The sequence below is a fragment of the Microbacterium sulfonylureivorans genome (assembly GCF_003999995.1).
Classification (GTDB): Bacteria; Actinomycetota; Actinomycetes; order Actinomycetales; family Microbacteriaceae; genus Microbacterium; species Microbacterium sulfonylureivorans.
Map to the genome: position 1 here is coordinate 153681 of NZ_RJAD01000001.1, position 26988 is coordinate 180668.

Sequence of the window (26988 nt, forward strand, 5' to 3'; positions counted from 1 at the left end):
TCCGCGCCTCGCCCCGCACGGACCGGTGTCTCCGGTACCCGTGCGCAGCGCTGATCGCGCTGCGCGCACCTTGACGAAAGATTCCTGATGAACGCTTCCCGCACCCTGTCCCCCGTCCGTCCCGCGCGCCGCTCGCGTCGCCTCGTCCTCGGCACGGCCGCCGGCATCGCCCTCGCCGTCGGCGTGCCGCTCGCCGCCTCGGCGCACGTCCACGTCGACCCGGGCGCGGCCGCCGCCGGCTCGACCGAGACGCTCACCTTCGCGTTCTCGCACGGCTGCGACGGCTCCCCCACGACCGCGCTCGTGATCGACATCCCCGATGGTGTCGGCAACGCCACTCCGATCGTCCAGGGCGGCTGGACGATCACCCGCGAGCTGGCCGCCGACGGCGTGCCGACCCAGGTCACCTTCACCAGCGACGCGCCGGTCGAGGACGGCCTGAAGGCCGCCGTCTCGATGGACGTTCTGTTCGACGAGACAGCCGCCGACTCGCAGCTGGCCTTCCCGGTCACCCAGACCTGCGTGGAGGGCGAGACCGCCTGGACCGAGATCGCCGAGGACGGCCAGGACCCGCACGACCTCGAGTCGCCGGCGCCGGTCGTCGAGGTCGGGGCGATCGCGGTCGAGGAGGGCCACGGCCACGACGACGCCTCCGCCGCGGGCGGCGATGAGCACTCCGCGGCCGAGACGACAGCCGCCACCGCGGACCCGGTGGCGCGCTGGCTCGCCGCGGGCGGTCTCGCCGCAGGCATCGCGGCTCTGGCCGTGGTGCTCGTGCGCGGCCGCAAGAGCAGGGCCTGAACCGACGGGAGGGCGTCCGCCGCGGGCGCCCTCCCCCCGGTCCGTCCGCTGTGGACGGCGTGGGTTTCGGCCCGGCCGGATGAGAGGATGGATGCGCCATGCCGACCGACGCGCCTTCGAACCTTCCCCCCGTCCTCCGACCGGACGCGCCGCCCGTTCACGCCCTCGACGACCTGGCCGCGCGCTTCGGCGTCGATGTGCGCGGCGATGTCACCGGAACGACTCTCACGGGCATCACGCTCGCGACCGCCGATCTCCGCCCCGGCGACGTGTTCGTCGCCGTCAAGGGGGTCAACCGGCACGGCGCGGAGTTCTCCGCCGCGGCCGCCGAGAAGGGTGCCGTCGCGGTCGTCACCGATGCCGCCGGAGCCGATCTCGCCGCCGCGAGCGGGCTGCCCGTCGTGCTCGTCGAAGACCCGCGCGGGCTGCTGGGCGATCTGTCGGCGTGGGTGTACAGCACCGGCCGCGGCGACGACCTGCCGCTCCTGTTCGGCACGACCGGCACGAACGGCAAGACCAGCGTCTCGCACATCCTCGAGGGCATCCTCGGGCAGCTGGGCGCGGTGACGGGCCTGTCCTCCACCGCCGAGCGCCACATCGCCGGACAGATCATCGTGTCGCGCCTGACGACCCCTGAGGCCTACGAGATGCACGCCCTCCTCGCCCTCATGCGGGAGCGCGGCGTCGAGGCGGTGGCCGTCGAAGTCAGCGCGCAGGCCCTCAGTCGCCGGCGCGTCGACGGCATCGTCTTCGATGTCGCCGGTTTCACCAACCTCACGCACGACCACCTCGACGACTACGCCGATATGCGGGAGTACTTCGAGGCGAAGCTGCCGCTGTTCCTCCCCGACCGCTCTCGTCGCGCCGTCGTCTGCATCGACTCCGACCAGGGCGCCGAGGTCGTCGCGCGCAGCCAGGTCCCCACGGTCACCGTCGGCACTCCCGCCCTGGCTTCGGACCCGGATGCCGCGGCCGCGGCCGACTGGGTCGTCGAGATCCTCGACGAACGCCCGGTCGGCACCGAGTTCCGTCTGACGTCCCGCGACGGCCGCTCGCTCACGACACTCGTCCCGGTGATCGGTCGGCACATGGCGGCCAACGCAGGGCTCGCGATCGTGATGATCCTCGAGGGCGGGTACTCCTGGGAGCGCCTGGTCGAGGCGCTCGACGGTGGCCGCATCGACGCCTACCTGCCGGGCCGCACGGAGCTCGTGTCGGGCGAGGAGGGCCCCGCGGTCTACGTGGACTTCGGCCACTCCCCCGATGCGTTCGAGAAGACCCTCGCGGCTGTCCGTCGCGTGACGCCGGGCAAGGTCGTGATGCTCTTCGGCGCCGACGGCGACCGCGACGCGACCAAGCGCCACGACATGGGACGCACCGCCGTCGAGGGCAGCGACATCCTCGTCATCACCGACCACCACCCGCGTCACGAGAACCCCGACTCGATCCGCGCCACGCTGCTCGAGGGCGCGCGGCGCGCGCGGCCGGATGCCGACATCCGCGAGTTCTCACCGCCCGAGCGCGCGATCCTCGAAGCGGTCGCGCTCGTGGGCGACGGCGACGCGATCCTCTGGGCGGGCCCCGGACACCAGGACTACCGCGACATCCGGGGCGTCCGCACGCCCTACTCCGCCCGCGAGCTCGCCCGCCGGGCCCTGCGCGGCGCCGGCTGGGCGGTGCCCGAACCGCATTGGCCCGTCCCGTACCCCGAGGACGAGACTCCCGCGTCCGACCCCGAGCGACCCGTCTTCCCCGCCGCCTGACCCTGCGGGCCGGGGCTCGCATGTCGCGAGCCCCACCCGGAGGTCGCCCGATGCGTCGGGTGAATGCCGATCAGCGGGCGGATGCGGCGGCGATCGCGCGATCGGCGGCATGCCGGGCCCAGCGCTCCGCCTCCGCGAGCGACTCCCGCGTGAGCGCGCCGGGAGCCTCGTGCTGGTCCACGACGCGCTCGATGACATCGACGATCCCGAGGAACGTCAGGCGCCCCTCGTGGAAGGCGTCGACGGCCTGCTCGTTGGCGGCGTTGAGCACAGCCGGATAGGTGCCCCCTGCCCGGCCGACGTGCTTGGCGAGCCGGACCGCGGGGAACGCCGCGTCGTCGAGCGGTTCGAAGGTCCAGGATGTCGCGGCCGACCAGTCGAGCGGGCGCCCGACACCGGCGACCCGGTTCGGCCAGTCCAGGCCGAGCGAGATCGGGAGCCTCATGTCGGGAGGAGACGCCTGGGCGATCGTCGAGCCGTCCGAGAACTCGACCATCGAGTGCACGATCGACTGCGGGTGCACGACGACCTCGATCTCGGCGAAGGGCACGCCGAAGAGGAGGTGCGCCTCGATCACCTCCAGGCCCTTGTTGACGAGGGTGGCGGAGTTCGTCGTGACGACCCGGCCCATGTCCCACGTCGGATGCGCGAGCGCCTCGGCAGGGGTCACGTCCGCGAGCGAGTCACGGCTGCGCCCCCGGAACGGCCCTCCCGAGGCCGTGAGCACGAGACGACGCACCTCGGCGCGCGTCCCCGACCGCAGCGCCTGGGCGATCGCGGAGTGCTCGGAGTCGACGGGGACGATCTGCCCGGGCTGCGCGATCGCGGTGACGAGGTCGCCGCCCACGATGAGCGACTCCTTGTTGGCCAGCGCCAGGGTGCGCCCGCACTCGAGCGCCGCCAGCGTCGGGCCGAGCCCGACCGACCCGGTGATGCCGTTGAGCACGACGTCGGCCTCGACATCCCGGACCAGCTGCTCGGCCTCGACGGCACCGAGCGCGATGCTGTCGACGCCGAACTCGTCGGCCTGAGCCTGAAGGGCCTCCCGGTTCGATCCGGCGGACAGGCCGACGACCTCGAACCGACCGGGATTGGCCCTCACGACGTCGAGCGCCTGAGTTCCGATCGATCCGGTCGAGCCGAGGACGAGGACGCGTCGCATCGGACCAGCCTAGCGAGCGGCTACTCGGCGGCTGTCGCCGACTGCACGCCCAGGATGTCGATCACGAACACCAGGGTCTGACCGGTCAGGTCGGCGTCGGTGATCTCGCCCTCGCCGTATGCGACCGACGGCGGCAGGACGGCGATGACCTGCGATCCGACGGTCTCGCCCACGACGGCGTCCGTGAAGCCCTGAACGACACCGCTGCCCGCGGTGAACGAGAACGGCGCGCCGCCCCAGCTCTGGTCGAAGACCTCGCCGGAGTTCCACGAGACGCCGTGGTACTGCACGAGCACGCCGTCGCCGGTCTCGACGACCGGCCCGTCGCCCTTCTTCAGGGTCGCCTTCTCGAACTCGGTCGGCATGTCGCCTTCGGGCAGGGTCACGGTCGGCGCGCCGTCCTCGGCCAGCTCGACGGTCGGCATGCCGTCGACCGGATCCTGCTCCTCGCCCCACGCGGCGCTCGGGACGACCTCGAGCAGGTCGACGATGTACACCTCGGCAGCGGCCTCCTCGGTCGCCGGGAAGGTCGCGACGACGCGCGTGCCGGGAGTCGCGCAGCCGAGCAGCTGGCCGAGGGGGTTCTCGGGCGAGATCTGCTGCGGGAGGACGGGGCTGTCGCCGTACCCGAACGAGCCGAGCTCCTCGCCGGTCTCGGCGTTGAACGCCGACAGGGCGTACGTCACCAGGTCGCCGGCGGCGACCGGGTCGCCCTCGCCCTCGACCACGACCGTGCTCTGCAGCTCTTCGACCTCGAGGGGGGCGGGGAAGGTCGCCGTCGACTGCTCGCCGGCCTCGCCGTCGACCTCGATGGACTCGGATGCCGCACCCGACGGGGCGGCGGCGGCGCACAGGTCGGCGGAGCCGGTGCCGGTCGGCGACGGCGACGCTTCGGGCGCCGCACCCGCGCAGCCCGCAAGCAGGACGGCCGACAGCGCGGCGACGGACAGGGCGGCGATCGGGCGAATGCGCACGGGAGTACCTCGAGTCGATGAAAGGGGAACCACCATCCTTTCGCATCTTTCCTCTGTCTGCGCTGAGAACCGACCATGCCGATACCGGAATGGAATCGGGAGTACCCTCGACGGGTGACTTCCGACCTGGTGCCCGACGCGGACGACGCGACAGCCGATGCACCTCAGGAGCCGGAGGCGCCGGTCACACGGATGGGCGCGACGTACTTCCTCGGCCGCTTCGTCCTGACCCCGCTTGCGCGGGTCCTCTACCGCCCGCACCTCGAGGGGCGCTCGCTCGTTCCCAAGAGCGGACCGGTGATCTTCGCGAGCAACCACCTGTCGTTCCTCGACTCCATCGCCATCCCGGTCGCCGCGCCGCGCCCGGTCCACTTCCTCGCCAAGGCGAGCTACTTCGACGGCGAGGGCTTCAAGGGCTGGGCCTCCCGCGAGTTCTTCACCGCCATCGGGGCCATCCCGGTCAAGCGCGGCGCGGGCCAGGCGGCGCTCGACGCGCTCGATCAGCAGAAGCAGCTCCTCGAGCAGGGCAAGGCCGTGGCGCTGTACCCAGAGGGAACCCGATCGCTCGACGGCCGCCTCTACAAGGGCCGCACCGGCGTCGCCTTCCTCGCGCTCCAGACCGGAGCGCCCGTCGTTCCGGTGGGCCTCATCGGCACCGACGACGTGATGCCGGTCGGCGCGAAGGTCCCCTCGATCAAGCACCGCATCACGGTGAAGTTCGGCGAGCCGCTCGACCTGTCCCATCACGGACCGGCGAATTCCGGCAAGGCACGGCGACTCGCGACCGACGACATCATGGCCGCGATCCACGCGCTGTCGGGACAGGAGCTCGCGAACGCCTACAACGAGGCGCCGGCTCAGAACCCGATCGACCGGATCAAGCAGGTCCTGCCGCACGAGCGGCGCTGACCCGCCCGGGCGTCACGAATCCGCGACCTCGATCGTCGGCTCGTGCCGCACCGGGAAGTTCACCGAGTTCGCGATGAAGCACCAGGTGTTCGCCTGGGCGTGCGCGGCGGTCGCGGCATCCACCATCGCTGCGTCCGCCACGGTCACGCGCGGCCGCAGCACCACCTCGGAGAACGCCCCTCCGCCGCGGCCGTCCTCGACCATGAGCCCGGAGGCGTCGTCCTCGTAGCCGACCACGACCACGCCGGCCTGCACGCACGCGTGCAGATACGAGAGCAGATGGCACTCGCTCAGCGACGCGAGCAGCAGGTCCTCGGGGTTCCACCGGGTCGGATCGCCCCGGAAGGGCTTGTCCGACGAGGCGAGCAGCGTGGGCTTTCCGTCGATCTCGATCGAGACGGCACGGTCGTAATCGCGGTAGCCGGACGTGCCGGTGCCCCGATCTCCCGTCCATGTCGCCCGGACGGAGTATCGATGCTCACCCAACATGTGCACAGTCTGTCATGTGGGGGTGTCCGGCGACGGCGGTAGGCTTGCCGGGTGCCGCAGACCTTCGCCGCAGCCGATGCCGTTGAACTCGCCGTCGTCGACCGCAGCGGGTTCATCGAATCCCGCCACACCGGGATCGCGATCGTCCTCGCCGCCGACGGCACCATCGCCGCCAAGCTCGGCGACCCCTCGGCGCTGATCCTCCCCCGCTCGAGCCTCAAGCCGCTTCAGGCCCTCGCTTGCCTCGCCGCCGGCGCGCCGCTCGAGGGCGAGCGCCTCGGACTCTCGACCGCGAGCCATTCCGGCACCGACCGCCACGTCGCCGCCGTGCGCGACATCCTCGCCGCCGCGGGACTGGGCGAGGACGCGCTCGACTGCCCCGCGGCGTGGCCCGGCGACACCGCGACGCGCGACGAACTGGTGCGCGAACTCGGCGAGCCTTCCCGCATCCGCATGAACTGCTCGGGCAAGCACGCCGCGATGCTCCTCACATGCGTGACCAACGGGTGGGACCCGGCGGGCTACCTCTCACCCGAGCATCCGCTGCAGGTCCACATCCGCGACGTCGTCGAGCGCCTGCTCGGCGAGAAGGCCGCCGCGACCGCGATCGACGGCTGCGGCGCCCCCGTCTACGCGACGACGCTCTTCGGACTCGCGCGGGCCATCCACCGCATCGGCAACTCCTCGCCGACGTCGCCGTTCGCCCTCCACCGCAGCGCCGGCACCCTCGTCCAGGCGGTGCGCGAGAATCCGTGGACGATCGACGGTCCCGGGCGTCCCGACACCATCGTGAACGAGCAGCTCGGAGTCTTCGCCAAGGGCGGTGCCGAGGGCGTCATGGTGATGGTCGCACCCGACGGCACGACCGTCGCGTTGAAGGTGCTCGACGGGAGCGGCCGTGCCGCGACCGCAGTCGGGCTCCGGCTGCTCGAGCGCGCAGGAGCGCTCTCCGGCGCAGACGTCGCGGCGACGATGCAGAAGCTTCCCCTGTCGGTCACCGGCGGCGGGCAGGATGTCGGGGCGATCCGCCCCGCTTTCTAGAGGCGCTCCCACAAGGAGCCCGAGCGCTCCAACGGCGGAGCGGAAAGGATCACACGATGAGGATCAGCGTCCCCACCGAGGTGAAGAACAACGAGTACCGGGTGGCATTGACCCCCGCCGGAGTTCACGATCTCGTCGCGGCAGGTCACGAGGTGTTCGTCCAGCGCGGCGCGGGCGTCGGCTCGTCCATGCCGGACGCCGAGTATGAGGCGGCCGGCGCGACGCTGCTCGACGACGCCGCCGAGGTCTGGGCGCGTGCCGAGCTGCTCCTGAAGGTGAAGGAGCCCATCGCGAGCGAGTACGCGTACTTCCGCGACGACCTCGTGCTCTTCACGTATCTGCACCTCGCCGCCGACCGTCCGCTCACCGATCGGCTGATCGAAGACCGCGTGACCGCGATCGCCTACGAGACCGTCCAGGTCGCCGGCGGCGGCCTCCCGCTCCTCGCGCCGATGAGCGAGGTCGCGGGCCGCCTCGCCCCGACCGTCGGCGCCGCAACCCTCATGCGGTCGGCGGGCGGCCTCGGGCTGCTCATGTCGGGTGTGCCCGGAACCCGTCCCGCACGCGTGACCGTGATCGGCGGCGGCGTCGCCGGCGCCAACGCGGCCGTCATCGCGGTGGGCATGGGCGCCGACGTCACGGTGTTCGACACCAACGTGCAGCGCCTGCGCCACCTCGACGACCACTTCCAGGGGCGCGTGAAGACGGCCGCCTCGAATCCCTTCGACCTCGACCGCGCGGTCGTCGACTCCGACCTCGTCATCGGCTCTGTGCTGATCCCCGGCGCGAAGGCGCCCAAGCTGGTCACCAACGAGATGGTGTCGCGCATGCGGCCGGGCAGCGTGCTCGTCGACATCGCGGTCGACCAGGGCGGATGCTTCGAAGACACCCGTCCGACGACCCACGCCGACCCCACGTTCACCGTGCACGGCAGCGTGTTCTACTGCGTCGCCAACATGCCGGGCGCCGTGCCCAACACGTCGACGTCGGCGCTCACGAACGCGACGCTCCCCTACATCCGCCAGATCGCCCGCCGCGGGTGGCAGGACGCTCTCCGAGCGGATGCCGCGCTCGCGGCGGGGCTGAACACCATGGGCGGCCGCGTGGTCAACCCCGGCGTCGCCACGGCGCACGGGCTGGAGCTCGCTCCGCTGGAGGGTGTGCTCGCCTGACTCGTCCCGCCCGCTCGACGGCCGCACGCCGGCCGTCGAGTGGGCGGTTCGCCGTGCCCTGGACGACGGCGGCGGCGAGACGGACCGCGCCGCGCCTCACCACAGCTGCGCGACGAGCTCGGCGAACAGCCGCTCGGCGTCGGCGTCGACCCCTCGGCGCTCGAACCACGTGCACACGTTGACCACGTCGCGGTGCAGGAAGTCGAGGCCGTTCGGATTCGCGGCGAGATCGACGATCTGCGGGAGATCGATCACGACGACGCGCCCCTCGTGGCGGAGGAGGTTGTAGACCGAGAGGTCTCCGTGCGCGAAGCCGCTGCGGGCGAACCCGATGAGGATCGCCCGCACCTGCGAGAAGGCATCCGCGCACTCCTCCGGCGTGAGTCGTCCCTGCGCGAGCCGCGGCGCCGCCGTCCGGCCGTCGCCGATGAACTCCATGATCAGCTCGGTGCCGCTCAGCTGCACCGGATAGGGAACCGGGATGCCGGCATCCCACGCCCTGCACAGTGCGGCGAATTCGTTCGTGGCCCAATGGGAGGCGGCCACGAGACGTCCGTAGGAGGACTTGCCCGAGACGGCCCGCGCGTCGCGCGAGTTGCGATACCGGCGCCCCTCCTCGTACTGGCCGGATCGGTGGAAGTCCGACCGGTCGCCGCCGCGGTATCGCTTGGCGGCCAGGATGCAGCCGTCGCTCCCCGGCACGGCGCGTTCGAGGAGGAAGACGTCGGCTTCCTTCCCCGTCTTGACGATGCCCAGTTCGGTGTCGAAGGCGCCGGCCGATGTCTCGAGCCAGGCGGGATGCGGCGCGGGTCCGCGTTCGGTGGGTGTCGCGGCCGGCCACGTGGACCAGCGCTGGCCTTCGCCGGGCTCGGCGTCGAGGAACTGCAGTTCGGCGTCGAAGACGCCGTAGGGGATGTCGAAGGACATGTAGGGATGCTCCGGGAACGGAGACCACCTACATCGTCAGACGGTGGCCTCGAGGGAAGGGATACGGGCAGGGCGCGCTGCAGGAACGGCCATCATGTGCTCCCTTCTGTGGTCCGGTGCGATCGGTCGGATGATCGATCGGCGACATCCTATGGGGACGCGGAACCCGAGCCCGCGAACCGTTACGCGATCGTCTTCTGGTCGAGGGACGTCAGGCGAGGCCTCCGTCGATGGATCGCGGGAAGTCCGCAGGGTCTTCGGGGACGAGCACGGGTGTCTCACGGTTGAGGCTCTCGCCGCGGAAGAACGGCTTCGCGCGGGGGAAGAAGAACCACAGGAACATCAGCAGCACGCCGAACGCGAGCGCTCCGATGCCCATGACGAACGTGCCACCGATGCCGAGCAGCACGGTGTAGCCGTAGTCCACGTCGTACATGTCGATCGCCGACTGGATGAACGCGTACGTGAGCATGAGCGAACCGAGGAGCGGGAAGAGGAACTTGTAGAAGAAGTTCCTCGCCGAGGCGAAGAGCTCGCGACGGAAGTACCAGACGCAGGCGTACCCGGTGATCGCGTAGTAGAACGCGATCGCGAGCCCGAGCGACAGGATCGAGTCCTGCAGGATGTTGTCGCTGATGAGGGTCATGCCGACGTAGTAGACGATCGCGACGACGCCCATGACCAGGGTGGAGAACGACGGAGTCTTGTAGCGCGGGTGCACGGTGGCGAACCTGCGCGGCAGCGCCTTGTAGGCGGCCATGGCGAGCGTGCCGCGCGCGGTGGGGAGGATCGTCGTCTGGGTGGACGAGATCGCGGAGATCATCACAGCCACGACCAGCACCCACCCGACCGGGCCGAGGAGCCCATCCTTGATCGCGAGGAAGAAGTCGTCGGCGTTCGCCTCGTTGCCGAGTCCGGTGCCCGTCTCGCCGAGCCCGGCGTACATCATCGCCGCCACCGTGACGCCGACGTAGGTGATGAGGAGGATGACGGTCGTCAGCAGCGCCGCGCGGCCCGGGATGCGCTTCGGATCCTTGGTCTCCTCATTGAGGGCGAGGCACGTGTCCCAGCCCCAGTAGATGAAGAGGGCGAGCAGGATCGCCTCGATGAATCCGCTCCACTCGGTAAACGCGAACGGGTTGAACCACGCCCAGTCGAACGGGGTCGGGTCGGGGGCGGTGCCGGCGAAGAACTGCCACAGCGCCGCGACGACGAAGATCGCGAGGGCGACGTACTGGATAGCGAGCAGGACGTTCTGGATGCGCTCGCCGATCTCGACGCCGCGCCAGCTCACCCACGTCATCGCCGCGATGAAGACCACGCCCGTCGCGGTGACGAGCGGGACGTTGTCGGCCAGCAGCGCGTCCTCCGAGGTGCGGACGATGCCGTCGATGAGCGCCCAGAAGTAGATGCCGGCGATCTGCGCGAGGTTCGCGAGCACGACCATGCCCGCAACCGCGACGCCCCACCCGCCCAGCCAGCCGACCCACGGGCCGAAGGCCTTGGTGCCCCACGTGAACGTCGTGCCGCAGTCGGGGACGGCATTGTTGAGCTCGCGGTAGGCGAAGGCGATGAACAGCATCGGGATGAACGCGATGACGAAGGCGATGGGCGCCTGCGCGCCGACGGCGAGCACGACGAAGCCGAGGGTCGCGACGAGCGAGTACACGGGAGCGGTCGAGGCGAGGCCGATGACCGTTGAGCCCCAGAGTCCCAGCGTCCCTGCTGCGAGTCCCTTGCCTGACGGTCGTTCGAGGTCGATCGGTGCTGTAGCCACACAGCGAAGCTATGGTGCCGCCAGGGGCGGGTCAAGGGTGGCGGGGGTGACGGATCGGCCGGACTTGCGCCGAAGGAAGGACGATGCGGACGGCCTCGGCTCCGCGGGCGACGAGCCATGCCCTCCCCCGGCCCGGTTCGCAGTACGGCGGCAGCGCCCGTGATCCTGTCAGCAGCCGGAACTCGGCGGCGCACGACGAGTCGACCACGAGATCGTGATCGCCCCGGGCGTCGGCGAGGAGCCTCCAGTGCCGCTGCCAGTCGTCGGGCTCGCCGACGATCACCACCTGCCCCTCCGCCACGATCGACGCGTCGGCCGCGTAGCCGTCGACGGAGACGGTGCGGATGCCGCGCCCCTCCCAGTCCGCGAGGGCCGCACGCGCCGCGGGGGAACGCCGCGTGACGAACCCGGTGAGCTGTGCGGTCGGATGCCACTGCGGCGCCCGGCGCTGCTCCGCCGGAGGGACCGGCGGAGCGATTCCCACCTGGATCGCCAGCTCGTCGAACGTGCCTCGTCCGGGTGGTGCGTCGCCGTCGAACGCGGCAGGATCGCCGCCCGCGGCGATGTGCTCCGAGCGCGTCGGGAAGGACAGCTGCAGTCGTCTGGGAAAGAGCTCCGCCAGCCGCGACACCGCACCCGGGATCCGGTGGGCACTCGCGATGACGAGGACGCCGTCGGCGCCGGCGCGGCGGAGGATCTCCTCGAGTCGCTCCAGGACGACCTGCGCGTGATCCGGCGGCAGACGCGCGGGGACGGCGTCGAGGTCGTCGATGCAGACGACGGTGCCGGCGGGCGGGGGCACGGCGGCGAGGGCGGCCACCGCATCCCACATCGCCTCGGGGTCGGTGGGGATGCGAATCGCGCCCGGCGCCTGCGACTCCACCAGGTCGAGGGTGCTCGAAGCTCCGGACCCCGGACCGCCGAGGACCAGCAGTGCACGATCAGCCCTGCGCAGACCGACGACGCGCTGCAGCTGGCGCTGCGGCTCGTCGACCAGCCCCAGGAGGATCTCGTCGACGCCGGCCGCTCGCGCGCGGAGGTCGTCGAGCGGGATGCGCCGCGGCAGCGCCGGAAGCCACGGACGTCGCGGCGCACCGTCGCCCGCACGCGCCGCAGCAACCGCGACGTCGGCTTCGTCCGACAGCGCGATGCGCACCGGTCGCGGCGTCGCGTCGCCCGCGCCCCGCAGGAACGCGAATCCGCGCCCCTCCGGTCCGCCCGGGAGGAGCGCCGCATCGTCGGTCCCCAGTACCGTGCGGCTGTCCGCGGCGTCCGTCACCCGCAGGCTGATGCGCAGCGGGCAGTTCGCGAGGAGACTGTCGCGGATCACTCCCGACGCCCGCTGCGTGCCGAGCACCAGATGGACGCCCAGCGCGCGCCCGCGCGCGGCGACGTCGGCGAACACCGCGTGCAGCTCGGGGTGGTCGCCGAGGAGCGCGGCGAACTCGTCGACGACGATCACGAGCCGTGGCAGCGAGACCCGTGGATCGAGGATGTCGCGGGCGCCGGCGCCCGCGATCGCCGCCTCCCGACGGCGCACCTCGGCGCGCAGACTCTCGATCGCACGCCGCGCGCCCGCGCCGTCGAGGTCGGTGATCACCCCGGTCACGTGCGGCACGGCGGCCAGCGCATCGAACGCCGTGCCGCCCTTGAAGTCGGCGAGGAGGAACGTCACCTCACTCGTGGAGTGCGTGCCGCACAGCGACAGGATCCAGGTGATGAGCAGCTCGCTCTTGCCGGAGCCGGTGACGCCGGCGACCACGGCGTGCGGGCCGTCGGCGACGAGGTCGACGATCGCCGGATCGTGCCCGGCGAGGCCGATGACCGCACTGAGCCCTCCCGGCCGGGCCTCTGCCTGAGCGCTGACCAGTGGCCCGAGCGCGATCGGCCCACCCCGGCGCGCGCGGATGCCCAGCGCCCGCTCAGCGCGCTCGGCGAGCTCGGATGCGACGGCGGCGGCCTGATCGAGGGCGACCGCCTCGACACGCACCTGGAGGGTCTCGCCGCCATGCTCCATCGTCGCCGAATCGGGCGATCGCACGGTGAGGATCGTCGTGCAGCGCGGCGGCAGCGGCTCGCCCGGAGCCCGCCGGACGATCGCGAGGTCGGCGTCGGCCGGCACGGTCTCACCCGGGCCGACGAGCGCCATCCGCCGCGGAGCGCCGACCGCGCAATGGGGCAGTCGCTCGGCCCACGCGAGTTCGTCGCCGAGAGCTCCGGCGATCGACAGCTCGCCCGGAGGCGCGGCCATGCACAGCTGGAGGACGAGCGCCCGCTGCACGGCTGCTCCGAGGATCTCGCCGCCCACGACCACGACACCCTGCGCGGCAGGGACGACGACGGGCGCGTGAGGCAGCGTCATCGCGCGGGCGCGGAGGGCTGCGGCATCCGGATCGCCCTCTCCCCCGCTGATCCGCACGGCGCTGGGCATCTCTCCCTCGCCGATCACGAGCATGTCGGTGCGCCCCGGCGTGCTGCGCCAGATCTCGCCCTCGCGGGAGAGGAACGACGAGACGTCGGGGTGCCGGGCCCACGCGCGTCGCCGCTCGGCGTCGTGACGCGCCGTCACGGCGCGCCGCGCCTCGTCGCGGGCGCGGGCGGCGTCGGCGTGGTGGCGCCGTCGATCCCGGCGCGCGCTGCGGGCGGCATCTGCCATGGTCGCGACCGCGATCAGCGGACCGAGGGCAGCCAGCCAGAGCGACAGGATCGACCCCGTGACCAGCCACAGACCGGCCGCTCCGACCACCGGAACGACCGAGGCGACGACCGGCAGCGGAGGTCGGGGCGGCGCCGCCCAGGCCGGCGGGAGCGTCAGGGGTTCGGCGTCGAGCACGTCGTCGACGGTCGGCACGGAGAAGGCGGAGGAGCGGGTCGCGGAACGCACACCTGAGTCCAGCGTGCCGTCGGCGCGCCCGTGCACCGCGTGCCGGCTCCGGTGGAGCCGTGGGGTCAGACGCGGTCTGGGGAGGAGTCGACGTCGTCGTCGACGACCGCCGCGCCGGCCACGGAGCCCACATCGAGGACGATGATCGTGATGTTGTCACGGCCGCCGTTCTCCAGCGCCGCGTCGAGCATCGCCGTGACGGCATCGGCCGGGTCGGCGTTCTCGTCGAGGAAGTGGCGGATGCCGTAGTCGGTGAGTTCCTTCGTGAGCCCGTCCGAGCAGATCACGAACCGGTCGCCTTCGGCGACGTCGAGCCGCACGTAGTCGGGCGCCACACCCTCGCTCGGGCCGACCGCCCGCGTGATGACGTTCCCGTACGGGTGGTTCTCGGCCTCCTCGGGGCTGAGCCGTCCCGACGCGATGAGCTCCTGGACGACCGAGTGGTCGGTGGTGATCTGGACGATCGCGCCGTCGCGCACGAGGTAGACGCGCGAGTCGCCGATGTTGAGGGTGACCCAGTGCGCGGACTCGCCGCTCGTGTCGAGGTACACCCCGGTCAGCGTCGTGCCGGTGCCGTCGTCGGTCGCCTCGGGGTGGGAGGCGATGTCCTTCACGGCGCGGGCGAGCGCCTTCTCGATCGCCTTCGGCGTCACGACGCCCTCCGCGGCGACCGTGGTGAGCCGCTCGATGGTGCTGGCGCTGGCGATCTCGCCGCCGACGTGCCCGCCCATGCCGTCGGCGACGACGAAGAGGGGGTACGACGCGAACATGGCGTCCTGGTTGACCTCGCGCCGTCGGCCGGTGTCGGTCACCGCCGCCCAGGTCAATTCGAGGGATCCGCCCGGAACGGACACCGTGCGCGACTGGGTGGAAACCTCGGGCACGCCCCTGTCCTCCCGGTCGGATTTCGCGAGACCAGGCGGCCTGACGCGTCCTCACATACTAGTGGGTTCCTCGGCCGCGTCCTCGGCGACGGGCCCGCGCGACGCGCCGGGCGCCGGTGCCCCGACCGCCACGGCATCCTCGAGGATCTCCTCGTCCATCGGGGCCTCGAACTGCGCGTTGTAGAGCCGCCAGTACGCGCCCTTGACCCGCAGCAGCTCGTCGTGCGTGCCCTGCTCGACGATCGCGCCCGCCTCCATGACGAGGATCAGGTCGGCGTCGCGGATCGTGGAGAGCCGGTGGGCGATGACGAACGCGGTGCGGTCCTCGCGCAGCCGGGACATGGCCCGTTGGATGAGCAGCTCCGTGCGGGTGTCGACCGAGCTGGTGGCCTCGTCGAGGATGAGGAGACGCGGATCGGCCAGGAACGCGCGCGCGATCGTGATGAGCTGGCGCTCGCCGACGCTGAGGTTGGTGGCCTCGTCGTCGAGCACCGTGTCGTAGCCGTCCGGGAGGGCGTGCACGAAGCGGTCGACGTAGGCGGCGGTGGCCGCCGAGACGATCTCCTCCTCCGTGGCATCCGGTCGTCCGTACGCGATGTTCTCGCGGATCGTCCCCGAGAAGAGCCAGGTGTCCTGCAGCACCATGCCGGTGCGGGCCCGGAGGTCGTCTCGGGTCATGCCCCGCGTGTCGACCCCGTCGAGTGTGATGCGGCCGCCGTCGACCTCGTAGAACCGCATGATGAGGTTGACCAGAGTCGTCTTCCCGGCGCCGGTGGGTCCGACGATCGCCACGGTGCTCCCCGGCTCGGCGGTGAGCGAGAGCCCGTCGATGAGGGGCTTGTCGGCGACGTATCGGAACGAGACGTCCTCGAAGGCGAGATGGCTCGCCTCCTCGGGCGCGGTCTCCGCGGTCGCGTCGTCCGGCTGCTCCTCGGTCTCGTCGAGCAGCTCGAAGACCCGCTCCGCGCTCGCGACACCGGACTGCAGCAGGTTCGCCATCGAGCCCAGCTGGCTCAGCGGCTGGGTGAACTGGCGAGAGTACTGGATGAACGCCTGCACATCGCCGATGGAGAGCAGCCCCGCCGCGACCTGGAGGCCTCCGACGACCGCGATCGCGACATAGACGAGGTTCCCGATGAACATCATCGCGGGCATGATGATGCCCGAGATGAACTGAGCGCCGAAGCTCGCCCGGTAGAGCTCGTCGTTCTCCGCGCGGAAGTCCGCCTCGACCTCCTGCTGGTGACCGAACACCTTGACGATCGAGTGGCCCGAGAACGTCTCCTCGACTCGTGCGTTGAGGATGCCTGTGGACTTCCACTGGGCGACGAACAGCTTCTGCGAGCGCTTCGCGACGAGCACCGTGATCAGGATCGTGAGCGGAATCGTCACGAGAGCGATCACGGCGAGCAGCGGCGAGATGAGGAACATCATCACAAGGACGCCCACGACCGTGAGCAGCGAGATGACGACCTGCGACAGGGTCTGCTGCATCGTCTGGCCGATGTTGTCGACGTCGTTGGTCACGCGGCTGAGCAGTTCACCGCGCTGGACCTTGTCGAAGTACGCGAGCGGCAGGTGCTGGATCTTGTCCTCGACCTGGAGCCGCAGCCGGTGCATCGCACGCTGCACGATGCCGTTGAGGAGCCGGGCCTGCAGCCAGCCGAACAGGCTCGCGAAGACGTACACCGCGAGCACGCCGCCGAGGATCCAGGCGAGCTGCCGGAAGTCGACGCCCGCGCCGGGCACGAAATCCATCGCCTCGACCATGTTCGCCTGATCCTGGTTGCCCTGGGCGACCAGCCCGTCCACGACCTGCTGCTTCGTCATGTCCGCGGGGACCGTCAGCGAGATGTATCCCGCGAACACGACGTTGGTCGCGTTGCCGAGCAGCTTCGGGCCGATCACCGAGAGCGCGACGGAGAGCACCGAGAACACGAGGACGACGATGAGCCCGGGCATGTCGGTGCGGAGCGTCGCCAGGAGGCGCTTCGCGCTCGGCCCGAAGTCACGGGCCTTCTCGCCGCCGCCCACCTGGCCCATGGGCCCGCGCTGCATCGGCATCCGCCGGGGGCCGCCCTGCTGCGCGCCGCTCATGCCGCCGCCTCCGCCGCGAGCTGGGATTCCACGATCTCGAGGTACGTCTCGCACGTCTCCACGAGCTCGTCGTGGGTGCCGATCCCGACCATGCGGCCGTGGTCGAGCACGAGGATCTGATCGGCGTGGCGGATGGTGGACACCCGTTGCGCGACCACCAGCCTCGTCGCGTGGGGCAGATGTGTGTCGAGCGCACGCCGGAGCTCGGCATCCGTCCTCAGATCCAGTGCGGAGAACGAGTCGTCGAAGATGTACACCTCCGGCCGTTTCACGAGGGCTCTCGCGATGGCGAGCCGCTGCCGCTGTCCGCCCGACAGATTGGTGCCGCCCTGCGCGATCGGGGCCTCGAGGCCTTCCGGGAGGCTCTCGACGAACCCCTTCGCCTGTGCGAGGTCGAGCGCCTCCCACAGCTCCTCGTCGGTGGCCTCGCCGTTGCCGTAGCGGAGATTTGACGCGATCGAGCCGGAGAACAGGAACGCGCGCTGCTGGACCAGGCCGATCCGCTGCCAGAGCTCGTCGGGGTCGTACTCGCGGACGTCGACGCCGTCGACCCGGACCTGTCCGGCCGTGACGTCGAACAGGCGCGCCACGAGGCCGATGAGGGTCGTCTTGCCGGCGCCCGTCGAGCCGATGACGGCCGTCGTGGTGCCGGGCTCGACCGTGAAGGTGAGGTCGTGCAGGACGGCCTCCTCGGCACCCGGGTACGCGAAGTCGACGTGATCGAACTCGACGCGACCCGCCGGGGCGGGTGTGGCGGCGGGAGTCGACGGCGCCGCGACGGACGGGTCCGTCTCGAGAACGTCGCCGATGCGATTCGCGCACACGGCCGCGCGCGGAATCATGACGAACATGAACGTGGCCATCATCACGCCCATGAGGATCTGCATGAGGTACTGCAGGAACGCGAACAGGGTGCCGATCTCGACGCCGTTCTCCTGCACCTGGAACGCGCCGAACCAGATGACCGCGACGCTCGAGAGATTCATGACCAGCATGACCGCCGGGAACATGAGCGCCATGAGGTTGCCGGCGCGCAGCGCGGTCTCCTGCACGTCGTCGCTGGCCTTCGCGAACCTCGCGCGCTCCTCGGGCTCGCGCACGAACGCGCGCACCACTCGGATGCCGGTGAGCTGCTCGCGCATGATCTGATTCACGCGGTCGATGCGCTTCTGCATCTTGGTGAACGCCGGCACCATCCGCCAGACGATGAGCCCGACGATGATCAGCAGCACCGGGATCGCGACGGCCATGAGCCACGACAGCCCGGCATCCTGGCGGACGGCCATGATCACACCGCCGATGGCGAGCATCGGTGCGGAGATCATCAGCGTCGCAGACACCTGCACCAGCATCTGGACCTGCTGCACGTCGTTCGTGTTGCGCGTGATGAGCGACGGTGCGCCGAACTGACCCACCTCTCGCTGCGAGAAGGCGACGACCCGGTGGAAGAGGTCGCCCCGCAGGTCGCGCCCCATCCCCATCGCCAGCCGGGAGCCGAAGTACACGGCGACGATGGCGCAGACGACCTGCACCAGGGTGATCGCGAGCATCACCCCGCCGGTCTGCACGATGTAGTCGATGTCGCCGTCGACGACGCCGTTGTCGATGATGGCGGCGTTCAGCGTCGGCAGAAGCAGCGAGGCGATCGACTGCGCCAGCTGGAAGACGACGACGGCCACGATGAGCAGCCATGCCGGGCGCAGATAGCGCGCGAGGAGCTTTCCGAGCACGATCAGTCCTTTCCGCGGGGGCGACCCGCGATGCCGTACAGGACGAAGGCGATCAGCTCGTCGTCGTCGGGGAGGGAGTGCTGGTGCGGCGACGGCGCGGATGCCGCGATGACCGCGACGCGCAGGAGCGGCGCGACGCGATCGGGGGCGACGCCGAGGGATGCGGCATCCGGCGCGAATGCCGCGGTGATGGCGTCCTCGAACGCACCCGTGCGCGCTCGTGCGATGTACTCCCCCGCCTCGACCGGCTCGAGGAGGGACAGCATCGCGAAAACTCCGCGGGCGTGCTCGCGCGCCCCGCGGACGAGGCGTGCGACCTTCTCCTCGAGCGGCAGCGACGCGTCCACGAGGCTCGCCGACGCCAGAGTGACCTCGGCGCGGTCGAAGAAGGCGCGCACGGCGGCGCGCGTGAGGGTCTCCTTGTCGCCGAAGGCTCGGAAGATCGTCCCCTCGGCGATGCCGAGATGATCGGCGAGCTGCCGGGTGGTCAGCGACGACCCGTGCTCGATGAACAGCGGAATCGCCTGTTCGGCGATCATCGCGCGCCGATCCGCTGGTGCCATGGGCTGCGCGCGCTGGCGAGCCGGGGCATCCGTGCCGAGGTCGATGGCCTGCATCACGCCGGCCAGTCTAAATGAGTGAGCACTCACTCATGCGTGGCCGGCGGTTCGCCCTCCGCGAACGGCGTCAGACCTTCGCGCCGGGGTCCTCCGGGAGCGGGAAGAGCTCGTCGATCGCGGCGAGGTCGTCGACGGTGGGGGCCCACGCGGTGGCTGCGGCGGCGTTGGCGCGCACCTGCTCCGGGCTCGTCGCTCCCGCGATGACGCTCGCCAGGGCGGGCTTGGCCAGGAGCCATCCGAACGTCGCCTCGAGCATCGTGATGCCCCGCTCGTCGCAGAACGCCTGGAACGCCTCGAGCGCGTCCCAGGGCGCCTCCTGCCACACGTGCTGTCGCTGGCGCATGATCCGCGAGTCCTCGGGCGCGTGGTCGCGCGTGAACTTGCCGGTGAGCAGGCCGTTGTGGAGCGGGAAGTACGGCAGGAACCCCAGCCCGAACCGCTCCGCGGCGGGCAGCACCTCGCGCTCTGCGGCGCGCGCCAGCAGGCTGTAGTGGTTCTGCGCCGACACGAACGGCACGCCCGCACGCTCGGCGGCGACGTAGTGCGCTTCCGCGATCTGCCAGCCCGCCAGGTTGGAGTGCCCGATGTAGCGCACCTTCCCTTCGCGGACGAGGTCGCCGAGCACGTCGAGGGTCTCTTCGATGGGGGTCGCCGGATCGGGCGTGTGCAGCTGGTAGAGGTCGATCCACTCCGTCTGCAGACGGGTGAGGGATGCCTCGACCGCGCGTCGCACGTACGCGCGGGACGCCTTCGACCCGGTCACCGGATACCCCATGTCGCGCCCGAAATGCCCGAACTTCGTCGCCAGCACCACGCGGTCACGACGGCCGCGGAGCGCCTCGCCCATGAGGGTCTCCGACAGTCCAGGGTCCTTGCCGTACATGTCCGCCGTGTCGAGGAAGGTCACTCCGGCGTCGATCGCGGCGTCGAGCACCTCGCGAGTCCCGTCGAGGGTCTCGGTGCGCGTGCCTGCCCGGCCGAAGTTGTTGCAGCCGAGGCCGACGGCGGGGACGAGGAGTCCGGAGGCGCCGACGCGGCGCGGGGGTACGGCAGAGGTCATGCCTCCACGTTAGCCCGCACGCGTCCGGCGGGAACGCGACGACCCCCCGCCCTGAAGGCGAGGGGTCGTCGCGTGGGGCTTACGGCTTCGGCGCCTCGGGGGCGTCGGGTGCCGTCGGCGGCTCGGTCGAGGCGGGCGGTGCCGGCGGCTCAGGCGCGGCAGGCGGCGCGGCAGGGGGCTCGGGCGCGGCCGCCGGAGGCGTCGCCGGCGGCTCGGCGGCCGGCGGCGTGTACGGCGCGGCAGGCGGCGCCGGCGGCGCGGCAGGCGGAGCCGGCGGGGCGCCGTACCCGGCCGGGGGCTGGTAGCCGGCCGGCGGGGGCGCGTAGCCGGCGGGCGCCGCGGTGGCAGGGTTGGCCGGGTAGCCGCCCGCCGGAACCTGACTCGGGATGCCCGACCACGTCGTGTTGTCGGCGAGGAAGTTGCCGGCCCACGGCGCTGCGGGGATGGCGGTGTTCCAGCGCGACCTGTCGAAGGCGTTGATGCCCAGCCACACGATCGACAGGAAGAAGTACAGGATGAGCCAGACGGCTTCCTTCTGCAGCTTGAGGCCGACGCGCCAGGCGGCGAGCAGCGTGTAGATGAAGGCGACGAGGCCGAAGAGCTGGCCGATGACAGGCACCCAGCTGAGGAAGGCAGTGGCTCCCCAGAGGATCAGCAGCCACCAGGGGTTGAGGTCACCCAGCTTGACGAAGATCAGCGTGTTGTAGACGGGGACCCACGCGCGCCACTTCCCCTGCACGCCGGCCTTCTCGAAGATCTTCATATAGAACCACGAGGTGATCACGTAAGCCGCGATCGCGAGGATGAACAGGAAGGGCAGCAGCACCAGCCAGAGGGCGACGAGCCCTCCGACTCCGTAATCGTCGTCGTACATGAACGTCCTCTCCGGAACGATCATCGATGTGCGAGCACATCGAGCGGAGCGCCACGCCCCGCGGGACACATGCTAGCGATGCCCGAGCGGGCATGTCAGCAGGCACGGCGGGATTCGGGGGCTGACCGCCGTCGTCACGGGTGGGTAGCCTGACAGCAACCGTCAGCGGAAGGACCACCATGACCGACCCCACTCCCCCCGTACCGCCGCTCCCCGACCAGCCCGCCGCCGAGGCGGCCCGCTCGGCCGGCACGCCGGCCGAGGCATCCGCCCCCGCCTACGACCCGGCGAGCGACCCGGACGACACCGGTGTGCCGACGTCGCTCCACGACGACGCCGCCGCGGTCGGCCGGGGGTTCTTCTCCGCCCTGTTCGACCTGAGCTTCCGCACGTTCATCACGCGGCGCCTCGCGAGCGTGTTCTACCTGGTCGGGCTGATCGTGATCGCGATCGGGTTCATCGTGTATCTCGTGAACGGCATCGTCGGCGGCGCCTCCCTCCTGTGGATCAACGCCGGCGCAGGGATCACCGCGATCATCGCGACCCTCATCCTCGTGCCGCTGATCTCGTTCATCGCGATCATCGGCCTGCGGTTCATCATCGAGGCCGTCGTCGCGCTCATCGCGATCGCCGAGAACACCGAGCGGACGGCCCAGCACACCCGGCGCTGATCCCGGTCAGGCGAAGAGCTCGATCTCGCCGGCCGCCGCGCCGTCGCGCACCCGCAGGCCCGCAGCATCCGCCCACCGCAGGAACCCGGCGCGCGACGACACCCGCGGGCGTTCGACGGCGAGGCGACGGACGAGCGCGCCCTTCGCGTGCTTGTTGAAGTGGTTGAGCGCCCGCACGGCGCCGCCCTCGCCCTCAGAGACCACGCGCACGTAGACGGAGGCGACGCCTTCGGGCACGGGCCCGAGCGCGACGTAGGCCTCCGAGCGCAGATCGAGCACGAAGCGCGGCTGCTCGCCCGCAAGCGCGGCGGTGACGGCGTCCGCCCACAGCCGCTTGAGACTCGGCAGCCCGGGGAGGGACGCCGATGCGCCGAGCCGGTACGCCGGAATCGCGTCGAGGGCGCCCACCGGGCCGAAGGGGGCGGAGTGGACGCGCACGTGCGCACCGATCCAGCGCCGGGAGACGGTGGGGAGGGATGCCGCGTCCAGCGCGTCGAACAGCACGCCGGTGTAGCGGTCGATCGCGGGCATCGTCGGGGCTTCCCGGAGTGCGGCGTTCACGGCGATCTCGCGGAGCTGGGTCTCGCCCAGTCTGAGCACGCGGGCCGCCTCCGCCTCATCCGCCGACAGCGCGACGAGCGCGTCGACGACGGCGTCGCGCTGCGGGGTCAGCGACGGAAGGGCGAGGGATGCCGCGTCCAGCGGTCGCCGGCGACCGCCCGGCCTCTTGGTCTCGGACGGCGGGAGAAGGATCAGCATGGGCGCTCCCCGGAAGACGACTCGGCCGGCCCCGCGAGGGAGCCGGCCGAGGTCTGATGTGTTCGCGTCAGGAGATGAGCGCCGCGTTGCCGGCGACGATCGTGAGATCGTCCCCCTCCATGGAGAGGAATCCGTCCTGTGCGTTGGCGATGATCTTCGTGCCCGAGGTCTGGGTGATCCGCACCTGGCCCTCGGCGAGGATCGCCAGCACGGGCTCGTGCCCGGACATGAAGCCGATCTCGCCCTCGACGGTCTTGGCGACGACGAGCGACGCCTCTCCCGACCAGACCTCCGCATCGGCGGAGACGAGACTCACTTTGAGCGGCATGATCAGCCGTTCTCCTTCTGGATGCGCGCCCAGTTCTCCTCGACGTCGGCGATGCCGCCGACGTTGAAGAACGCCTGCTCGGCCACGTGGTCGAAGTCGCCCTTCACGATCGCGTCGAACGACTCGATGGTCTCCTTGATCGGGACCGTCGAACCCTCGACACCGGTGAACTTCTTTGCCATGTAGGTGTTCTGCGAGAGGAACTGCTGGATGCGGCGTGCACGCGACACGACGATCTTGTCCTCTTCGGAGAGCTCGTCGACACCGAGGATCGCGATGATCTCCTGGAGCTCCTTGTTCTTCTGGAGGATCTGCTTGACAGCCGTGGCCACGCGGTAGTGGTCGTCGCCGATGTAGCGCGGGTCGAGGATGCGGCTCGTCGACGTCAGCGGGTCGACGGCCGGGTAGAGACCCTTCGACGCGATCTCGCGCGAGAGCTCGGTCGTGGCGTCGAGGTGGGCGAAGGTCGTCGCCGGAGCCGGGTCGGTGTAGTCGTCGGCGGGGACGTAGATCGCCTGGAGCGAGGTGATCGAGTGACCGCGCGTCGAGGTGATGCGCTCCTGGAGCACGCCCATCTCGTCGGCGAGGTTCGGCTGGTAGCCCACCGCGGACGGCATGCGGCCGAGCAGCGTCGAGACTTCGGAGCCCGCCTGCGTGAAGCGGAAGATGTTGTCGATGAAGAGGAGCACGTCCTGCTTCTGGACGTCGCGGAAGTACTCCGCCATGGTCAGCGCCGAGAGGGCGACACGAAGACGCGTCCCCGGCGGCTCGTCCATCTGGCCGAACACGAGGGCGGTCTTGTCGAAGACGCCCGCCTCCTCCATCTCATGGATGAGGTCGTTGCCCTCACGGGTGCGCTCGCCGACACCGGCGAACACCGACACACCACCGTGGTCCTGCGCGACGCGCTGGATCATCTCCTGGATGAGGACCGTCTTGCCGACGCCGGCGCCGCCGAAGAGGCCGATCTTTCCGCCGAGCACGTACGGCGTCAGCAGGTCGATGACCTTGATGCCGGTCTCGAACATCTGCGTCTTCGACTCGAGCTGGTCGAAGTTCGGCGCCTTGCGGTGGATCGGCCAGCGCTCGGTGACCTCGATCTTCTCGCCGGGCTCGGCGTTGAGGACCTCGCCGATGACGTTGAAGACCTTGCCCTTGGTGACGTCGCCGACGGGGACGGTGATCTGCTCCCCGGTGTCGCGCACCTCCTGGCCGCGGACGACGCCGTCGGTGGGCTTGAGCGCGATGGCGCGGACGAGGTCGTCGCCCAGGTGCTGCGCGACCTCGAGCGTGATCTCGTTCGACTCGCCGTCGATCACGATGGTGGTCTTGAGAGCGTTGTAGATGTCGGGGATCGAGTCGTGCGGGAACTCGATGTCCACGACGGGACCGGTCACGCGCGCGACGCGGCCGACGACCGCGGTCTCGGTCTTCTCTGCGGTGAGGCTCATGGCTTCTTCTCTTTCGTGTGGTCTATTTGCCCGACGCCAGAGCGTCGGCGCCGCCGACGATCTCGGCGATCTGCTGCGTGATCTCGGCCTGGCGTGCGTTGTTGCGCAGGCGGGTGTAGTCGGTGATGAGCTTGTCGGCGTTGTCGCTGGCGGACTTCATCGCCTTCTGCGTCGCGGCGTGCTTCGCGGCCGACGACTGCAGGAGTGCGTTGAAGACGCGGCTCTGGATGTACACCGGCAGGAGCGCGTCGAGCACCGTCTCGGCGTCCGGCTCGAACTCGTAGAGCGGGTACACCTGCGCGGTGGCCGACTCCTCGGCCTCGACGACCTCGAGCGGCAGAAGCCGCACGGTCTCGGGCGTCTGGGTCATCATGCTGACGAAGCGGTTGTAGACGAGGTTGATCTCGTCGACGCCGCCATCCTCGCCGCTGCGGTCGTACGCGTCGAGCAGCGTCGCCGCGATCTCCTCGGCCGTGGTGAAGTGAGGGGTGTCGGTGTCACCCGTCCACTCGGCGGCGGCAGCCATGCGACGGAACTGGAAGTACCCGACGGCCTTGCGGCCGATGAGGTAGAAGACCGGCTCCTTGCCCTGCTGCCGCAGCAGCTCGGCCAGCTCGAGACCCTCGCGGAGGATCTGCGAGTTGAACGCGCCCGCGAGACCGCGGTCGGACGCGAAGATCACGACAGCCGAACGGCTGATGACCTCGCGCTCCTTCGTGAGCGGGTGCTCCACGTTCGAGTGCGTCGACACGGCGGAGACGGCTCGCGTCACGGCACGCGCGAAGGGCGAGGACGCGCGCACTCGCGCCATCGCCTTCTGGATGCGCGAAGCCGCGATGAGCTCCATCGCCTTCGTGATCTTCTTGGTCGTCTGAGCAGTGCTGATCTTCTGCTTGTAGACCCGGAGTTGTGCGCCCATTGTCGTAGTCCGGCGCCGCCTTAGCGGCGACCCTTGACGATCTTCTCCTGGTTCACGTCGTCGGCCTCTGCCGCCGCGACCTCTTCGTGGCCGGGCTTGGAGATCGTCTGGCCCTTGCCGGCCCGGAACTCGAGGATGAAATCGTCGGTCTTCTTGGTGAGCTCGGCGACGGTGTCGTCGTCGAGGACGTTGGTCTCGCGGAGCGTGTCGAGCACCGTCGTGTTGCGACGCAGGTAGTCGAGCAGCTCGCGCTCGAACGACAGCACGTCCTCGACCTCGATCGAGTCGAGCTTGCCGTTGGTGCCGGCCCAGATCGAGACGACCTGCTCCTCCACCGGGTACGGCGAGTACTGCGGCTGCTTGAGCAGCTCGGTCAGGCGCGCGCCGCGTGCCAGCTGACGACGGGATGCCGCATCCAGGTCGCTCGCGAACATCGCGAACGCCTCGAGCGAGCGGTACTGGGCGAGCTCGAGCTTGAGCGTCCCGGAGACCTTCTTGATCGACTTGACCTGCGCGTCACCGCCGACTCGCGAGACCGAGATTCCGACGTCGACCGCGGGACGCTGGTTGGCGTTGAAGAGGTCGGACTGGAGGAAGATCTGGCCGTCGGTGATCGAGATCACGTTGGTCGGGATGTAGGCCGAGACGTCGTTGGCCTTGGTCTCGATGATCGGCAGACCCGTCATCGAACCGGCCCCGAGCTCGTCCGAGAGCTTCGCGCAGCGCTCGAGCAGACGCGAGTGCAGGTAGAAGACGTCACCGGGGTACGCCTCGCGGCCCGGCGGGCGGCGGAGCAGCAGCGACACGGCGCGGTAGGCCTCGGCCTGCTTGGTCAGGTCGTCGAAGATGATCAGGACGTGCTTGCCGTCGTACATCCAGTGCTGGCCGATGGCCGAGCCGGTGTACGGGGCAAGGTACTTGAAGCCGGCCGGGTCGGAAGCCGGGGCCGCGACGATCGTCGTGTACTCCATGGCGCCGGCGTCTTCGAGCGCGCCCTTGACGGCGGCGATCGTCGAGCCCTTCTGGCCGATGGCGACGTAGATGCAGCGCACCTGCTTGTTGACGTCGCCCGACTCCCAGTTGGCCTTCTGGTTGATGATCGTGTCGATCGCGATCGCCGTCTTGCCGGTCTGGCGGTCGCCGATGATCAGCTGACGCTGGCCGCGGCCGACGGGGATCATCGCGTCGATCGCCTTGATGCCGGTCTGGAGCGGCTCGTGCACCGACTTGCGCTGCATGACGCCCGGGGCCTGCAGCTCGAGGGCGCGACGGCCCTCGACGCCGGTGATCTCGCCGAGCCCGTCGATCGGGTTGCCGAGCGGGTCCACGACGCGGCCGAGGTAGCCCTCGCCCACCTGGACCGACAGGACCTCGCCGGTGCGCGTGACGGGCTGGCCGGCCTCGACGCCGGAGAACTCGCCAAGGACGACGACACCGATCTCGTGCTCGTCGAGGTTCTGCGCGAGGCCGAGCGTGCCGTCCTCGAACGTCACCAGCTCGTTGGCCATGACGCCCGGCAGGCCCTCGACGTGGGCGATGCCGTCGGCGGCGTCGATGACGGTGCCGACCTCGGTCGCCGCTGCCCCGGTGGGCTCGTACGCGGCGACGAAATCCTTCAGCGCGTCACGGATGACGTCGGGGCTGATTGACAGTTCTGCCATTGTCTTCCCTTTGTTTCAAAGTTCTTGTTGTGGGG

General features: G+C 70.5%; 23 protein-coding genes. 6 read left to right on the forward strand and 17 right to left on the reverse strand.

Features of this window, described 5'->3' with window-relative positions; genetic code table 11:
• Positions 1–87 precede the first annotated feature (87 nt).
• Together EER34_RS00735 and EER34_RS00740 are read left to right on the forward strand one after the other, a co-directional pair.
• Complete coding sequence (locus EER34_RS00735; protein WP_127472680.1) at positions 88–801, forward strand: YcnI family copper-binding membrane protein; 714 nt, start codon at positions 88–90, stop codon at positions 799–801.
• A gap of 98 nt (positions 802–899) precedes the next feature.
• Entirely contained in the window at positions 900–2564 is a 1665-nt protein-coding gene (locus EER34_RS00740; protein WP_127472681.1) for a Mur ligase family protein, read from the forward strand.
• Between the two features lie 70 nt (positions 2565–2634).
• On the opposite strand, the gene dxr is transcribed toward EER34_RS00740, so the two are convergent.
• Positions 2635–3726, reverse strand: a complete 1092-nt coding sequence (dxr, locus tag EER34_RS00745) for a 1-deoxy-D-xylulose-5-phosphate reductoisomerase (protein WP_127472682.1) — start codon at positions 3724–3726, stop codon at positions 2635–2637.
• Positions 3727–3746: 20 nt separating this feature from the next.
• Positions 3747–4700, reverse strand: a complete 954-nt coding sequence (locus EER34_RS00750) for an FKBP-type peptidyl-prolyl cis-trans isomerase (RefSeq protein WP_127472683.1) — start codon at positions 4698–4700, stop codon at positions 3747–3749.
• Positions 4701–4892: 192 nt separating this feature from the next.
• Here EER34_RS00750 and EER34_RS00755 point away from each other — a divergent pair, with 192 nt between their 5' ends.
• A complete protein-coding gene (locus EER34_RS00755) occupies positions 4893–5609 on the forward strand; it encodes a lysophospholipid acyltransferase family protein (RefSeq protein WP_240642210.1) in 717 nt (238 codons plus the stop codon).
• Positions 5610–5621: 12 nt separating this feature from the next.
• Here the strand turns inward: EER34_RS00755 and EER34_RS00760 are convergent, their stop codons facing one another.
• The gene (locus tag EER34_RS00760) at positions 5622–6098 is read right to left on the reverse strand and encodes an OsmC family protein (RefSeq protein ID WP_127472685.1); all 477 of its coding nucleotides are present in this window, start codon (positions 6096–6098) and stop codon (positions 5622–5624) included.
• A gap of 51 nt (positions 6099–6149) precedes the next feature.
• Here EER34_RS00760 and EER34_RS00765 point away from each other — a divergent pair, with 51 nt between their 5' ends.
• Together EER34_RS00765 and ald are read left to right on the forward strand one after the other, a co-directional pair.
• On the forward strand, positions 6150–7139 hold the full coding sequence (locus EER34_RS00765; protein ID WP_127472686.1) for an asparaginase: 990 nt from the start codon (positions 6150–6152) through the stop codon (positions 7137–7139).
• 56 nt (positions 7140–7195) lie between these two features.
• Positions 7196–8311, forward strand: a complete 1116-nt coding sequence (ald, locus tag EER34_RS00770; RefSeq protein ID WP_127472687.1) for an alanine dehydrogenase — start codon at positions 7196–7198, stop codon at positions 8309–8311.
• Positions 8312–8407: 96 nt separating this feature from the next.
• Here ald and EER34_RS00775 read toward each other — a convergent pair whose 3' ends face one another.
• The 9 genes from EER34_RS00775 to EER34_RS00815 form a co-directional block, all read right to left on the reverse strand.
• Positions 8408–9238, reverse strand: coding sequence for a serine protein kinase RIO (locus tag EER34_RS00775; RefSeq protein ID WP_127472688.1), 831 nt, complete (start codon positions 9236–9238; stop codon positions 8408–8410).
• A 211-nt stretch (positions 9239–9449) separates the two neighbouring features.
• Positions 9450–11015 carry an APC family permease gene (locus EER34_RS00780; protein WP_127472689.1) on the reverse strand — a complete coding sequence of 522 codons (1566 nt, stop codon included), beginning with the start codon at positions 11013–11015 and terminating at the stop codon, positions 9450–9452.
• Positions 11016–11046: 31 nt separating this feature from the next.
• Entirely contained in the window at positions 11047–13899 is a 2853-nt protein-coding gene (locus EER34_RS00785) for an FtsK/SpoIIIE domain-containing protein (RefSeq protein ID WP_127472690.1), read from the reverse strand.
• A 65-nt stretch (positions 13900–13964) separates the two neighbouring features.
• Positions 13965–14783 carry a PP2C family protein-serine/threonine phosphatase gene (locus tag EER34_RS00790; protein WP_240642056.1) on the reverse strand — a complete coding sequence of 273 codons (819 nt, stop codon included), beginning with the start codon at positions 14781–14783 and terminating at the stop codon, positions 13965–13967.
• 51 nt (positions 14784–14834) lie between these two features.
• The gene (locus EER34_RS00795) at positions 14835–16880 is read right to left on the reverse strand and encodes an ABC transporter ATP-binding protein (protein ID WP_127472691.1); all 2046 of its coding nucleotides are present in this window, start codon (positions 16878–16880) and stop codon (positions 14835–14837) included.
• Positions 16877–18610, reverse strand: coding sequence for an ABC transporter ATP-binding protein (locus EER34_RS00800; RefSeq protein ID WP_127472692.1), 1734 nt, complete (start codon positions 18608–18610; stop codon positions 16877–16879). Before EER34_RS00800 ends, EER34_RS00795 begins: the two co-directional genes overlap by 4 nt.
• Before the next feature lie 2 nt (positions 18611–18612).
• Positions 18613–19227, reverse strand: a complete 615-nt coding sequence (locus EER34_RS00805) for a TetR/AcrR family transcriptional regulator (protein WP_240642213.1) — start codon at positions 19225–19227, stop codon at positions 18613–18615.
• 70 nt (positions 19228–19297) lie between these two features.
• Entirely contained in the window at positions 19298–20290 is a 993-nt protein-coding gene (locus tag EER34_RS00810) for an aldo/keto reductase (RefSeq protein ID WP_127472694.1), read from the reverse strand.
• Positions 20291–20369: 79 nt separating this feature from the next.
• Positions 20370–21164 (reverse strand): DUF5684 domain-containing protein, encoded by a 795-nt coding sequence (locus tag EER34_RS00815; protein ID WP_205791299.1) that lies wholly within the window; start codon positions 21162–21164, stop codon positions 20370–20372.
• A gap of 179 nt (positions 21165–21343) precedes the next feature.
• On the opposite strand from EER34_RS00815, the gene EER34_RS00820 reads away from it, so the two are divergent.
• Complete coding sequence (locus EER34_RS00820) at positions 21344–21835, forward strand: DUF4282 domain-containing protein (RefSeq protein ID WP_127472695.1); 492 nt, start codon at positions 21344–21346, stop codon at positions 21833–21835.
• Between the two features lie 6 nt (positions 21836–21841).
• Here the strand turns inward: EER34_RS00820 and EER34_RS00825 are convergent, their stop codons facing one another.
• The 5 genes from EER34_RS00825 to atpA form a co-directional block, all read right to left on the reverse strand.
• Positions 21842–22594 (reverse strand): YaaA family protein, encoded by a 753-nt coding sequence (locus EER34_RS00825; protein ID WP_127472696.1) that lies wholly within the window; start codon positions 22592–22594, stop codon positions 21842–21844.
• A gap of 67 nt (positions 22595–22661) precedes the next feature.
• Positions 22662–22922 carry a F0F1 ATP synthase subunit epsilon gene (locus tag EER34_RS00830; protein WP_127472697.1) on the reverse strand — a complete coding sequence of 87 codons (261 nt, stop codon included), beginning with the start codon at positions 22920–22922 and terminating at the stop codon, positions 22662–22664.
• A gap of 2 nt (positions 22923–22924) precedes the next feature.
• A complete protein-coding gene (gene atpD / locus EER34_RS00835) occupies positions 22925–24373 on the reverse strand; it encodes a F0F1 ATP synthase subunit beta (protein WP_127472698.1) in 1449 nt (482 codons plus the stop codon).
• 22 nt (positions 24374–24395) lie between these two features.
• Positions 24396–25292, reverse strand: coding sequence for a F0F1 ATP synthase subunit gamma (locus EER34_RS00840; RefSeq protein WP_127472699.1), 897 nt, complete (start codon positions 25290–25292; stop codon positions 24396–24398).
• Positions 25293–25312: 20 nt separating this feature from the next.
• Positions 25313–26953: a F0F1 ATP synthase subunit alpha gene (atpA, locus tag EER34_RS00845; RefSeq protein ID WP_127472700.1), complete on the reverse strand. Its 1641-nt coding sequence runs from the start codon at positions 26951–26953 to the stop codon at positions 25313–25315.
• Positions 26954–26988 lie beyond the last annotated feature (35 nt).

Bases quoted from the DNA above. Each gene is read 5' to 3' on its own strand.
- EER34_RS00815 (WP_205791299.1), bottom strand. From the start codon at position 21,164: ATGTACGACGACGATTACGGAGTCGGAGGGCTCGTCGCCCTCTGGCTG.
- EER34_RS00795 (WP_127472691.1), bottom strand. From the start codon at position 16,880: ATGAGCGGCGCGCAGCAGGGCGGCCCCCGGCGGATGCCGATGCAGCGC.
- dxr (WP_127472682.1), bottom strand. From the start codon at position 3,726: ATGCGACGCGTCCTCGTCCTCGGCTCGACCGGATCGATCGGAACTCAG.
- EER34_RS00820 (WP_127472695.1), top strand. From the start codon at position 21,344: ATGACCGACCCCACTCCCCCCGTACCGCCGCTCCCCGACCAGCCCGCC.
- EER34_RS00760 (WP_127472685.1), bottom strand. From the start codon at position 6,098: ATGTTGGGTGAGCATCGATACTCCGTCCGGGCGACATGGACGGGAGAT.
- atpD (WP_127472698.1), bottom strand. From the start codon at position 24,373: ATGAGCCTCACCGCAGAGAAGACCGAGACCGCGGTCGTCGGCCGCGTC.
- EER34_RS00735 (WP_127472680.1), top strand. From the start codon at position 88: ATGAACGCTTCCCGCACCCTGTCCCCCGTCCGTCCCGCGCGCCGCTCG.
- atpA (WP_127472700.1), bottom strand. From the start codon at position 26,953: ATGGCAGAACTGTCAATCAGCCCCGACGTCATCCGTGACGCGCTGAAG.
- EER34_RS00840 (WP_127472699.1), bottom strand. From the start codon at position 25,292: ATGGGCGCACAACTCCGGGTCTACAAGCAGAAGATCAGCACTGCTCAG.
- EER34_RS00805 (WP_240642213.1), bottom strand. From the start codon at position 19,227: ATGCAGGCCATCGACCTCGGCACGGATGCCCCGGCTCGCCAGCGCGCG.
- EER34_RS00755 (WP_240642210.1), top strand. From the start codon at position 4,893: ATGGGCGCGACGTACTTCCTCGGCCGCTTCGTCCTGACCCCGCTTGCG.
- ald (WP_127472687.1), top strand. From the start codon at position 7,196: ATGAGGATCAGCGTCCCCACCGAGGTGAAGAACAACGAGTACCGGGTG.
- EER34_RS00775 (WP_127472688.1), bottom strand. From the start codon at position 9,238: ATGTCCTTCGACATCCCCTACGGCGTCTTCGACGCCGAACTGCAGTTC.
- EER34_RS00830 (WP_127472697.1), bottom strand. From the start codon at position 22,922: ATGCCGCTCAAAGTGAGTCTCGTCTCCGCCGATGCGGAGGTCTGGTCG.
- EER34_RS00740 (WP_127472681.1), top strand. From the start codon at position 900: ATGCCGACCGACGCGCCTTCGAACCTTCCCCCCGTCCTCCGACCGGAC.
- EER34_RS00810 (WP_127472694.1), bottom strand. From the start codon at position 20,290: ATGACCTCTGCCGTACCCCCGCGCCGCGTCGGCGCCTCCGGACTCCTC.
- EER34_RS00825 (WP_127472696.1), bottom strand. From the start codon at position 22,594: ATGCTGATCCTTCTCCCGCCGTCCGAGACCAAGAGGCCGGGCGGTCGC.